The 12562-nt window shown below is 50.9% G+C and carries 13 protein-coding genes; 2 read left to right on the forward strand and 11 right to left on the reverse strand.

The annotated features are described in order from the left end of the window. Positions 1–121 precede the first annotated feature (121 nt). Genes M979_RS10950 through sdhC form a run of 4 tightly spaced genes read right to left on the reverse strand, consistent with a single transcriptional unit; the run spans position 122 to position 3365 of the window. Positions 122–838 (reverse strand): succinate dehydrogenase iron-sulfur subunit, encoded by a 717-nt coding sequence (locus M979_RS10950; RefSeq protein WP_034458770.1) that lies wholly within the window; start codon positions 836–838, stop codon positions 122–124. Between the two features lie 15 nt (positions 839–853). Continuing rightward, positions 854–2620 (reverse strand): succinate dehydrogenase flavoprotein subunit, encoded by a 1767-nt coding sequence (gene sdhA, locus M979_RS10955; RefSeq protein WP_034458771.1) that lies wholly within the window; start codon positions 2618–2620, stop codon positions 854–856. Then, entirely contained in the window at positions 2620–2967 is a 348-nt protein-coding gene (sdhD, locus tag M979_RS10960; protein WP_034458774.1) for a succinate dehydrogenase membrane anchor subunit, read from the reverse strand. The genes sdhA and sdhD overlap by 1 nt, the downstream gene beginning before the upstream one ends. Beyond that, positions 2961–3365 (reverse strand): succinate dehydrogenase cytochrome b556 subunit, encoded by a 405-nt coding sequence (sdhC, locus tag M979_RS10965; protein WP_034458776.1) that lies wholly within the window; start codon positions 3363–3365, stop codon positions 2961–2963. The genes sdhD and sdhC overlap by 7 nt, the downstream gene beginning before the upstream one ends. Before the next feature lie 278 nt (positions 3366–3643). On the opposite strand from sdhC, the gene M979_RS24040 reads away from it, so the two are divergent. After that, positions 3644–3802 (forward strand): hypothetical protein, encoded by a 159-nt coding sequence (locus M979_RS24040; protein ID WP_422110230.1) that lies wholly within the window; start codon positions 3644–3646, stop codon positions 3800–3802. Positions 3803–4136: 334 nt separating this feature from the next. Beyond that, positions 4137–5426 carry a citrate synthase gene (locus tag M979_RS10970; protein ID WP_064554951.1) on the forward strand — a complete coding sequence of 430 codons (1290 nt, stop codon included), beginning with the start codon at positions 4137–4139 and terminating at the stop codon, positions 5424–5426. A gap of 145 nt (positions 5427–5571) precedes the next feature. On the opposite strand, the gene M979_RS23610 is transcribed toward M979_RS10970, so the two are convergent. From M979_RS23610 to nuoN, 7 genes are all read right to left on the reverse strand, one after another. Continuing rightward, the gene (locus tag M979_RS23610) at positions 5572–6267 is read right to left on the reverse strand and encodes a hypothetical protein (RefSeq protein WP_064554952.1); all 696 of its coding nucleotides are present in this window, start codon (positions 6265–6267) and stop codon (positions 5572–5574) included. 103 nt (positions 6268–6370) lie between these two features. Next, positions 6371–7162: an endonuclease VIII gene (nei, locus tag M979_RS10980; RefSeq protein WP_064554953.1), complete on the reverse strand. Its 792-nt coding sequence runs from the start codon at positions 7160–7162 to the stop codon at positions 6371–6373. A gap of 17 nt (positions 7163–7179) precedes the next feature. After that, positions 7180–8112, reverse strand: a complete 933-nt coding sequence (gene pxpC / locus M979_RS10985; protein WP_034458783.1) for a 5-oxoprolinase subunit PxpC — start codon at positions 8110–8112, stop codon at positions 7180–7182. Continuing rightward, positions 8106–8762: a 5-oxoprolinase subunit PxpB gene (gene pxpB / locus M979_RS10990; RefSeq protein WP_034458784.1), complete on the reverse strand. Its 657-nt coding sequence runs from the start codon at positions 8760–8762 to the stop codon at positions 8106–8108. Before pxpB ends, pxpC begins: the two co-directional genes overlap by 7 nt. 20 nt (positions 8763–8782) lie before the next feature. Continuing rightward, positions 8783–9526, reverse strand: coding sequence for a type 2 GTP cyclohydrolase I (locus M979_RS10995; RefSeq protein WP_064554954.1), 744 nt, complete (start codon positions 9524–9526; stop codon positions 8783–8785). Beyond that, the gene (gene phrB / locus M979_RS11000; RefSeq protein WP_064554955.1) at positions 9516–10955 is read right to left on the reverse strand and encodes a deoxyribodipyrimidine photo-lyase; all 1440 of its coding nucleotides are present in this window, start codon (positions 10953–10955) and stop codon (positions 9516–9518) included. Before phrB ends, M979_RS10995 begins: the two co-directional genes overlap by 11 nt. Before the next feature lie 145 nt (positions 10956–11100). Next, entirely contained in the window at positions 11101–12558 is a 1458-nt protein-coding gene (gene nuoN / locus M979_RS11005) for an NADH-quinone oxidoreductase subunit NuoN (RefSeq protein WP_034458787.1), read from the reverse strand. Between the last annotated feature and the right edge of the window lie 4 nt (positions 12559–12562).

Raw genomic sequence — 12562 nt, forward strand, 5'->3', positions numbered from 1 at the left:
TAAAGGTTTCCTGCATAGCTCCCATCCGGGAGCCAGGCGGTGGATGGCACTTCGTTTATCCACCCTACATTTTTGCATCGTAGGGCGGATAAACCTACGTCATCCGCCATTTGTTTACGTACTAAGCACTCTTTTGTAGCAACATCGACTTAATGTGACCGATGGCTTTCGTCGGGTTCAATCCCTTAGGACAAACACTGACGCAATTCATAATGCTATGGCAGCGGAATACGCTGAAAGCATCACTCATACCGTCAAGACGACTGGCGGTTTCTGTATCACGGCTATCAATTAAGAAGCGATACGCAGCCAGTAAGCCTGCCGGGCCGATGAACTTATCCGGGTTCCACCAGAACGACGGGCAGGAAGTCGAGCAACAGGCGCAAAGAATACACTCGTACAGACCATCCAGTTTTTCACGTTGCTCAGGTGATTGTAAATGCTCACGAGCAGGTGGATTTTGCCCATTATTCAACAAGTAAGGCTTAATCTTCTCATATTGAGCATAGAATTGCCCCATGTCCACAACCAGATCGCGCACAACCGGTAATCCAGGCAGTGGACGGATGACAATCTTCTGCTTTCCGTTACCCAATGCTGAGATTGGCGTGATACAAGCCAGGCCATTCTTGCCATTCATGTTGACACCATCGGAGCCACAAACCCCTTCACGGCATGAACGACGGAACGACAGTGTTGGATCTTTTTCTTTCAGTTGCATCAGCGCGTCAAGCAACATCATGTCGCGCCCTTCTTCCCCTTCCAGGGTGTACTCCTGCATACGCGGAGCATCGTCAACATCCGGGTTGTAGCGATAAATAGAGAATTCGAGTTTCATCACTTTGCTCCGCTATTAATAAGTACGCACTTTCGGTGGGAATGCCGGACGCAGTTTCGGCTGCATGTTCACCTCACGGCGCGTCATGCTTTCCGACTCTGGCAGATACAGGCTGTGGCACAGCCAGTTCGCATCGTCACGGTCCGGATAGTCGAAGCGGCTATGCGCGCCACGGCTTTCGGTGCGGAAATTAGCGGAAACGGCGGTCGCAAAAGCGGTTTCCATCAGGTTATCAAGTTCCAGACACTCAACACGCTGGGTGTTGAACTCGCTTGAAGTATCATCCAGACGGGCGTTTTTCAGGCGCTCGCGAATTTGTTTCAGCTGCTCAAGGCCTTTGGCCATAGCGTCACCTTCACGGAATACCGAGAAGTTGTGCTGCATACATTCCTGAAGCGCTTTACGAATTTGTACTGGGTCTTCGCCGTTACGGTTGCCGTTCCAGCGGTTCAGACGTTCGAGCGCAACATTGATTTCGTCTTCAGTCGCATCACGCAGTTCGCCTTGTTCTTCGATAGACTCCAGCAGATGCATGCCCGCCGCACGACCAAATACAACAAGGTCAAGCAGAGAGTTACCGCCCAGACGGTTTGCGCCGTGAACGGATACACACGCAATTTCACCCACGGCAAACAGACCAGGAATCAGAACGTCTTCGCCCTGCTCATTCACAGTCAGTGCCTGGCCGGTTACTTTGGTCGGGATCCCGCCCATCATATAGTGGCAGGTTGGGATAACCGGAATTGGCTCTTTAACCGGGTCAACGTGGGCGAAGGTACGAGAAAGCTCGAGGATGCCCGGCAGGCGGGACTCAAGAACTTCTTTACCCAGGTGGTCGAGTTTCAGTTTCGCGTGTGGACCCCATGGGCCGTCACAACCGCGACCTTCGCGAATTTCAATCATGATGGAACGCGCAACAACGTCACGGCCCGCCAGATCTTTAGCGTTCGGCGCATAACGCTCCATGAAACGCTCGCCGTGTTTGTTCAGCAGATAACCGCCTTCACCACGACAACCTTCTGTGACAAGAACCCCAGCCCCGGCGATACCGGTTGGGTGGAACTGCCACATTTCCATATCCTGTACCGGAACACCGGCACGCAGCGCCATACCAACACCATCACCGGTATTAATGTGCGCGTTAGTAGTGGACTGATAGATACGGCCCGCACCACCGGTTGCCAGAATGGTCGCTTTCGCTTTGAAGTAAACCACTTCGCCCGTTTCGATACACAGCGCAGTCGTACCCACCACCGCGCCATCAGCGTTTTTAACCAGATCAAGCGCATACCATTCGGAGAAGATCGTGGTTTTGTTTTTCAGGTTTTGTTGATACAGGGTGTGCAATAAGGCATGACCAGTACGGTCAGCTGCTGCTGCTGTACGTGCCGCTTGTTCGCCACCGAAGTTTTTCGACTGGCCGCCAAACGGACGCTGATAAATAGTGCCATCTTCAAGACGGGAGAACGGCAGACCCATATGCTCCAGTTCCAGAATCGCTTCCGGGCCGGTTTTACACATATATTCAATGGCGTCCTGGTCACCGATATAGTCGGAACCTTTTACCGTGTCATACATATGCCATTCCCAGTTGTCTTCGTGGGTATTACCCAGTGCGACGGTGATACCGCCTTGCGCAGACACGGTATGGGAACGGGTTGGGAAAACTTTAGACAACAAGGCACATGTCTGGCCGCCTTGCGAAATTTGCAGTGCGGCGCGCATACCTGCACCACCAGCACCGATCACGACTGCATCAAACTCTCTGACTGGTAAACTCATTACACACCCCACACCACAACGAATCCATAAATGACGTAAACCAGCAGTGCTACAACAATCACGAGTTGCAGCCCAAGACGAATCGCCACTGGTTTAACGTAGTCGGTCAACACCTGCCACATGCCAATCCAGGCATGGATCAAAATTGAGAACAATGTCAGCAGGGTGAACACTTTGGTGAAGGCAGAGCCGAAGAAACCACTCCAGACCTCGTAGGTTAAATCGCCGGTAACAGCGAAGAACCCGATCATATAAATGATGTACAGGGTGATGACGATGGCGGAGGCACGGACCAATATATAGTCATGCACGCCATTGCGACCTAATGCGGAGGCATTGCTTACCATACGAGGACTCCTGCGAGAAGTGAAAGCACGACAGTAATAACAAAGGAAATCATCGCGGATCGTTTGCCCGCTATCAGGGTTTCTTCCAGCATACCGGTATCCATCATGATGTGGCGGATACCCACAACGACGTGATAAGCCAGTGCTGTGAGGATGCCCCACATAATGAATTTAACAAAGAAGCTACTCATTATTGCTGATGCAACAAGAAAGCCTTCTGGAGATGAGAGTGACTGGCCTAATAACCAAAGTAGGATGCCTACAGCCACAAAGGTGATCACGCCGGATACACGATGGAGGATGGAAGCGATTGCAGTGACGGGGAACCTCATCGTTGTGAGATCGAGGTTTACAGGTCTTTGTTTTTTCGCATTTTTTATCATGAATAGCGCCCACATGCTGTTCTTATAGTTTCCTTCCTCCGGATCTGCAGGCGGGGTCAGACAGCGTGAACTTTCTATAACTGTGCGTCATGCAAAAACAGCTACATCCAGATGCCAAAAAACTGGCTACAACGCTGGGTGGCGCCCGGTGGCAGGGTATTCCGGAGACCTGGCGGCAGTATAGGCGCTTCACAAATTCATTACAATTAACCTACATATAGTTTGAAGGGTTTTGGTCGGAACAGTGAGCAGGATCACGATAACAACATTATTTTAAATTTTAATCATCTGATTTGACAAAAGTTAAACATTCTTGTTACAAACGATGCCAGAAAAGCCGTATAATTCGCAAAAGTTATAGGGTCAGCCTTTCACCTGAGAATAAGTTATGTAACAGTGTATCGGTATTGACCCAATCAATCAGGACCGTTATTAGTGGTACTTTCTCCTAAATAATAGGAGCTGTAGCAAGGCGGCAAGCTCAGGAATAGCCGGGAGCTTACTTAAGTAAGTGACTGGTTTGAGTGAGTGAAATCAGCGCAGATACAGCTTCAAGTATGACGGGGAAACAGATTTGAATGATATGGACTGCTAACACCCTGATTTGCTGTTTTTTCGCCTGCGTGACTCGTGTTACCTGCAAGCGCCCATTGCTCTGTACCCTGCGTTACACTGATATCAAAACAGAGCTGAGAGCCAAATAAAAAACTGGTAAGCGTCACGGTTGGTTTGAAAGCAAGTCGGGCACCCGCAGTCTTATGAAATAAGGCGCTAAGGAGACCGTAAATGTCTGATAAAAAAGCAACTCTCACCTATAACGGTGATGATGCTCTGGAACTGAATGTGCTAAAAGGCACTCTCGGTCAGGATGTAATTGATATCCGTAGTCTTGGTTCTAAAGGCGTGTTTACTTTTGACCCGGGTTTTACCTCTACCGCATCGTGCGAATCAAAAATCACCTTTATCGACGGTGATGAAGGTATCTTGCTGCATCGTGGTTTCCCGATAGATCAACTGGCAACACACTCCAATTATCTTGAAGTCTGCTATATCCTGCTAAACGGCGAAAAACCGACTCAGGAACAATACGAAGAATTTAAAACCACCGTCACTCGTCACACCATGATCCACGAACAAATCACTCGTTTGTTCCACGGTTTCCGTCGTGACTCCCACCCGATGGCTGTGATGTGTGGTGTGACCGGTGCGCTGGCGGCGTTTTATCATGACTCCATGGACGTGAATAACCCGCGCCATCGTGAGATTGCCGCGTTCCGCCTGTTGTCCAAAATGCCAACCATGGCAGCAATGTGCTACAAATATTCAATAGGACAACCGTTCGTTTATCCACGCAACGACCTGTCTTATGCTGGTAACTTCCTGAATATGATGTTCTCCACACCGTGTGAGAAATACGAAGTTAACCCAATTCTGGAACGTGCAATGGACCGCATTTTGATCCTGCATGCAGACCACGAGCAAAACGCGTCCACATCAACCGTTCGTACTGCTGGCTCAAGTGGCGCTAACCCATTTGCTTGTATCGCAGCCGGTATCGCATCCCTGTGGGGGCCTGCGCACGGTGGTGCTAACGAAGCAGCACTGAAGATGCTTGAAGAGATCAGCAGTGTTGAACACATTCCTGAATTCGTTCGTCGTGCGAAAGATAAGAATGACTCTTTCCGCCTGATGGGCTTTGGCCACCGCGTGTACAAAAACTACGACCCGCGTGCCACAGTGATGCGTGAAACCTGCCATGAAGTTCTCAAAGAGCTGAATCTGAAAGATAACAATCTGCTTGAAGTGGCGATGGAACTTGAGCATATCGCGCTTAACGACCCGTACTTCATTGAGAAGAAACTCTACCCGAACGTGGACTTCTACTCAGGCATTATCCTGAAAGCCATGGGTATTCCATCTTCCATGTTTACCGTTATCTTCGCGATGGCGCGTACTGTTGGCTGGATTGCGCACTGGAATGAAATGCACGATGACGGCATTAAAATTGCCCGTCCACGTCAGTTGTATACTGGCTACGACCAGCGTGATTTCAAATCTGATTTGAAGAAAAAGTAATCGTAAACTCTCTCCTTCCGGGAGAATTTAACGCAGTTGATGAACCCCGCGTTTAACGCGGGGTTTTGTCTTTTAGAGCAAAGTTTATTGTTTTTTTTTAGTGTAGAGATCGTTGCCTGAGCTGCAATCCAGGAATTTGTCAGCGTTATGCCTGCGGGGTATCCGTCAGATTCGTAATACTCACACCCTGCGGTGTCGATGTTTGGGTTTCTGTCTGCGACGGAGTTGTTGGGGTCAGTTCGGTGACTTTCGGCGTCTGAGTTTCCTGCGTTGTTGCTTGCGTGTCAGGTGTGACAACTGGCGTTTCTTGAGCTGCTGCAGGTGTTACTGTTGGCATTGCTTGAGCCGCCACTGGTTCGGCAGCATGGGTTTGCTCGGCCGTAGCTGGTTCTTCAATTTGCTGCTCAATAACCGGAACAGATTCTACCGGAATCGTTTCTGACTTCGGTTTCGGAACCGGAGTTGACGCACGGACGATAAATGTCGGTTTGCTATTCGCAATAGAATACGTCACATGGCTGATAACATCGCTTGATGTCGACACTTCGACAGGCGATATGGTTACGCGACCAATCAACGTACGGGCATAGCCGCCGACTTTATGTTTGCCCTCTGGCAACTGAAGCTCAAGACTCTCACCAGTCCCCAGCGCACCGGCATCTTTGTCGTCAACGGTCACATAGATTTGGGTGCCATCGTCGGTTTTCGTCGGGATATGGGTCACGGTCACCCGCGAGGAGCCAAAATCGAAAGCCGGTGCCTGCTCGGCGGTATTTGATTTTGCGCATCCCGTCAGGGCAAAAACGGCTGCCAGGGTAGTCAGGGTGAAACGATAACTCATAGTACGGCGTCTTCCTTTAAGGGATTTTTAAGGGATTTTTGTGATCTGGGTGGCAATATACCCGATCTCCGCCCTGTGAGATAATCGGTATCTTCCGGATAATTTAATGCTGACAGCCAGGACACCAGTAAAAAGGCCGCGATGAGAGCATGGTTTTTTCAATGGTGCTGCCACAGCGCTCGCATTTCTCCCCTGCACGATGAAACACCCTGAAGCTAAAAATCGCCCCATGATGTCTGTTTTCATCCACATGACCACGCGTGTTGTATGACAAACGCGGAATATCCAGCAGCGCGTGAGACAGTTTATCGAGCTGATCAGACGTTAAATCCCGGGCTTTGCGGTGCCCCAGCAATCCAACAACCCAAAGAATTTCTACCCGCAGATAGTTTCCAACCCCTGCAAGAAACGCCTGGTCAAGCAATAATCCGCTGAATTGACGATTACGAAATCGCGCAGATAATAAACGTTCTTTGACTTGTGGAGCTGTCAGCGTCATATCCAATACATCTGGTCCCACTCGTTTTAAAAATGGATGTTCCGCCAATTGTTCCTGGTCGAGTATGTCGATGTCCGAAGCGCTGTAGAGCAAAATAGTCTTATCGGCAGTTTGTAACTTTACGCGCAACACACGCGTGGTTTGTGGGATCTCACCGCTATCAATCACACGCCAGACACCATAAAGCTGGTTATGGCTATACAGGATTTTGCCGTTGGAAAAGTGCGTCAGCAACGCTTTGCCTCGAGTTTCTATTCGTTCGACTTTTTCGCCAATCAGCATGGATTCAAACGGTTTCAACTCAGGAAATGCAAACCAGACTTCGGTTAGCGCTTTATTTAAAACGGCAGCTTCAAGTTTATCCGCCGCTCGCCTTATTTCTGGACCTTCTGGCATCTCTTTGCCCTTGAAAATTAGTCTTCGTTATTCAGCCGCCAGGCCAGTTGCTCAAGATAGATTTGCTGCTCACGACGCGCTTTCAGCGCCTCTTCCAGCGTGCATTGCACGAAATGAACCGGCTCTCCTAAGCGCAATTGCGCAAGGTTAAACATATCAGCTTCGATCACACAGGCAATCCTTGGATAACCACCGGTCGTCTGCGCATCGTTCATAAGCACAATAGGCTGCCCATTATGCGGCACCTGTACTACTCCCGGCAGCAAACCATGCGACAACAACTCGCGATCGGTAGTGCGCTCAAGCCGTTGTCCCTGCATGCGATAACCCATACGGTTACTTTGTGGGCTTAGCTGCCACGGCAAACGCCAGAATGCATCTTGCGAGGTGTGAGTAAACTCCTGATATTCCGGGCCCGCCAGCGCACGAATACGATTCCCCCACAAGAGCTGCTTTACGCCGCGTGACTCCCGGAACCGTCGGGTTGACGGTAATAGTGGAATTTCATCGCCATCTTTGAGTAAACGCCCTTCGATACCGCCAATTTTCGCTTTGAGATCGGTACTATAAGAGCCCAGTATTTCTGGAACATCCAGCCCACCTGCGACAGCAAGATAGCTACGCATACCTCGCTCAGGCGCTTTGAGCCTTAATTGCTGCCCTGCTTTCACTGGCAGCCGCCAGCCAGTCCAGACCGCATGGCCATCCAGTTCCGCGTGGCTTCCTGCGCCTGTTAACGCAAACCAGCCATCCCTGGTGAATTCAACAACACAATGACCGAGCGTGATTTCCAGCGCAGCACTATCTGGGGCATTCCCCACCAGCAAATTCGCAATTTTTAATGCTGGGGTGTCAAGAGCACCACAGCGGCTAACGCCCAATTGCCGATAACCAAAACGCCCTGCATCTTGTATCGACATATGCATTCCAGCACGGATTATTTTCAGCATACGCCCTCCTTTTGAGGCACGAAGCGGACTGTATCTCCTGGCACCAATAATGTGGGCACGTCATCAGCAGGATTAAATAATCTCAACGACGTCTGGCCGATAAGCTGCCAACCACCGGGCGTTGCTAGCGGATAAATACCCGTCTGGCTGCCACCAATACCTAATGAGCCTGCAGGAACCATCAGACGTGGCTCAGCACGACGTGGGGTGGAAAGAGTGGGAGCAAGGCCTGCAAGATAGGCAAACCCCGGTTGAAAACCGAGAAAATAGACAATGTAATCAACGGATGAATGCAGCTCCACAACCTGGCGTGCCGATAAGCCGCAATGCCCTGCGACTTCGTCTAAATCAGGGCCAAAACTGCCACCATAAATTACCGGAATATCAATGCGGCGGGATTCAACCACCATTGCCTCGCTCTCCTCCCACCAGCGCTGGAGCCGCTCAATACCATCCAGCGCCAGGCTTTGCGGTTCACGGAGCACCACAGTGATATTGTTCATTCCCGGAATCACTTCTGAAACAGCGGGAGATTCCAGTAGACGCTGGGTTAACCCCCAGATTCGTTGCTGGCTTTCCAGTGATAAAGGTGGTTCCAATTCAAGAACTACTGCACTTTCGCCTAACAGATAACACCGCGCTCTTTGCACTTTTGCTCCTCGGTCTGACGTTATGCCGGGTTCGGAATATCGATAAAGGTCACTTCCAAATCTGTCTCGCTATTGAGCCAGTCACTCAATGCCTGAATACCGCCACGTTCCGTAGCGTGATGCCCGGCTGCATAGAAATGTAGACCTTGTTCACGTGCAGAATGAATCGTCTGCTCTGAAACTTCACCGGTAATAAACGCATCAACGCCAAAACGTGCCGCGCTATCAATGAAACTTTGCCCACCGCCAGTACACCAGGCGACACGGCGAATTTGTTCAGGACCAGTATCACCGCTCCACAGCGGTGTACGACCAAGACGCATCTCAATCCACGAAGCCAGCTCTACGCCCGAAAGCGGAGTTGGAAACTCCCCCCATGGCACCAGGGGTTCAATCTCACCTTTGGTTTCAATCCCTAGCAACGCGCCTAATTGAGCGTTATTGCCGAGCTGCGGATGCGCATCAAGCGGCAAATGCCAGCCGTATAAATTGATGTCATTGCTGAGCAGCGCTTTCAGGCGGTTGCGTTTCATACCACGAATCACCGGAGACTCACCTTTCCAGAAGTAGCCATGGTGAACAATCACCGCATCGGCCTGTTGGCGCACTGCTTCGTCAATCAGCGCCTGGCTTGCGGTCACACCGGTAACGATTTTGCGGACTTCTTCGCGCCCTTCGACCTGCAAGCCATTAGGCGCATAATCACTGATAGCAGCGCTGTTGAGTTTTTCGTTAATAAGGCGTTCCAGTTCGCTATTTTTCATCATCTTTCTCTTGAGGTTTACGGGCCGCCTCATAAGCGGCAAGTGTCGCGATACGTGCTTGTTTATGGTCAACAATGGGGCGCGGATAGTCCAGCGTCAGGGGCTGTTTATCAGCCCAAATCCAGGGGGTATGAATATATTTTTCAGGTACAGAGCTGAGTTCAGGCAACCACTGGCGTATAAACTCACCTTTTACATCAAACCGCTCCCCCTGAGTCGTTGGGTTGAAGATACGAAAATAAGGCGCGGCATCGGTGCCGGTCGAGGCCGCCCATTGCCAGCCACCATTGTTTGCGGCCAGGTCGCCGTCTATCAGTTGTGACATAAAGTAGCGTTCACCGCACCGCCAGTCGATGAGTAAGTCTTTAACCAAAAAACTTGCCACTACCATACGTAGACGGTTATGCATCCATCCCGTGGTGTTCAACTGCCGCATTGCCGCATCGACAATGGGGAAACCTGTGCGGCCTTGTTGCCAGGCCATAAGCTGTGTTTCATCTTGCCGCCAGACAACGTTATCTGTCCATGGGATAAACGGCTGATGGCGGCAAAGTTTCGGCCATGCGACCAGCAAATGGCGGTAAAACTCACGCCAGATAAGCTCATTTAACCAGACCGAACCTGTACCTCCATCCAGAGACTGAGGATGATTTCTCAGCAAGCGGTGCAAACATTGGCGTGGCGAAAGTACGCCAATAGCCAGATATGCCGATAGACGACTGGTCCCGTCGATTGAGGGGAGATTACGCTGCTCTGCGTAATCAACCACCGGCTGGCCGCAGAACTGGCGTAGTTGGTGAATAGCCTGCTGTTCGCCAACCGGGAAAAGGTTTACGTCTACGGGCTGGAGCGGATAATCAAACGCCGTCAGTTTGTCAGGTTCAGTCAACATGCCTTCGCGAGCTTTCGGCGCCGATACACATTCCGGCAACCCTTCATGCAGCCGCTTGATGAACGCTTTACTAAATGGCGTAAAGACTTTGTACATCTCGTTATTACCGGTGGTAATGCTTCCCGGCGGCAGTAAAACGCTATCATCAAAGCCCTGGCAAACCACTTCGCGGCCCAGCATCTTTTCTACAGCCGCATCACGTCGCCGCTCATTGAGCTCATATTGATAGTTGTAAAACAAGGCGTCGACTTTCCGCGCTTCACAGAAGTTTTTCAGATATTCGACTGACTCATCAAAGCCATCCACCTGGTGAATAGACAGTTCGATGCCACGCTCAGCAAGAGAGGTATGCAAGCACTGCAAATGCTGCCATATGAATTCAGCCTGCCGTGGCGACATTTCATGTTGCAGCCATTGACGCGGAGTTGCGATAAAGATGGCTATCACATGTGCATGAGGGTCACGGCACGCCGCAGCCAGCGCCAGATTGTCATTCACCCGTAAATCATTACGAAACCAGACCAGATGCGTGGCCATACAACTCCATGTTTAATTAACAGAATACAATTATTGATGCGGCATTTAACTAAGTGTAGCAAAGCCGTAAATCAAAAAGGCTACCCGATTGGGTAGCCTTTACGTAAGTCGGGTTAGTCGGGAAGCAACCCGACAAATCTGACTATTACATCATTGGTGTTGCCAGACGCACCAGCGTGATAAGCGGTTGCGGGTAAACACCCAGCAACAACACCAGCACGGCAGAGATCAGAACCACTACACCGCCAGCGGTGAATGCCCAGTTGGTTGGTGCATCACGGCCCGGCTGTTGCGGTGCGTTCAGGTACAAACTCACCGTCACACGCAGGTAGTAGTACAAACCAATAGCACTACCCAGCACCACAGCACCGGTCAGCCACCACAGGTGAGACTGCACACCAACGGCAATGATATAGAACTTACCGATGAAGCCCAGCGTCATTGGGATACCCGCAAGTGAGAGCATCATCACGGTCATGACCGCTGACAAAATCGGCTTGTGCCAGAACAGACCACGGTAGGAGTACAGCGAGTCTGCATCCGGGCCACGGTACGGGCTGGACATCAGGCTAACCACGCCGAACGCGCCGAGGCTGCTGAACAGATAACCTGCCAGATAAACACCTACCGCTTCCATCGACATGTTTCCGCTTTGCAGCGCAATCAATGCCACCAGCAAGTAACCGAGGTGTGAGATAGACGAGTAACCAAGCAGACGCTTGATGTTGGTCTGGCTCAATGCCATCAGGTTACCGAAGATGATGGAGATAAAGGCGATAATCCCCAGTACCACACGAACTGCTTCGCTATCGCCAACTGGCGCGTAGAGGAACAGACGCATTACCACACCAAAGATAGCGATTTTGCTGGCGGTTGCCAGGAAAGTGGAAACCGGAGCCGGAGCACCCTGGTAAACATCTGGTGTCCACAAATGGAATGGAACCAGTGACAGTTTAAAGCCAAGGCCAACAATCATCAGACCCAGACCCGCAAGCAGCAGAGGCTCGTGCAGCATGTTGTCTGCCAGGCTCTTACCGAGGCTCACAAACGACAGGTCGCCTGATTCTGCATACACCAGCGCCATACCGAACAGCAGGAACGAAGAGGCTGCCGCAGACAAGATGGTGTATTTGATACTCGCTTCAAGCGACCGTTTCTGGCGGAAGGCATAACCAATCAAGCCAAACAGCGGCAGGGAAATCAGTTCGATACCGAGGAACAATGCCGCCAGATGGTTTGCGTTTGCCAGCAGAATCCCACCCAGGGCTGCAATCAGCACCAGCAGGTAAAACTCTTCGCGGTTGTCGGTATAACCCTGAAGCCACGGATAAGCAAACGTACAAGTCGCAAGGCTCGCCAACAGAACCAGTCCAGTGTAGAGCATCGCATAGCCATCAACGCGCATCAGCGGCGTGACATCCATCGCGCCCGCCTGGCCCACAAACCAGAGCGAAACCAGTGCGGCGTTAAGGCCGACAACAGCCAGTGTTGCATTGACAAAATGGTCGCGTCGCCACGCTATGGAGAGCATCACAACCACCACCGTCAATCCGACGACGAGCAGCGGTAGCAGCGCGATCAATTGTTGAGGAGTTATAGTCATGGCG

It is taken from the genome of Buttiauxella noackiae ATCC 51607 (assembly GCF_001654865.1).
GTDB lineage: Bacteria > Pseudomonadota > Gammaproteobacteria > Enterobacterales > Enterobacteriaceae > Buttiauxella > Buttiauxella noackiae.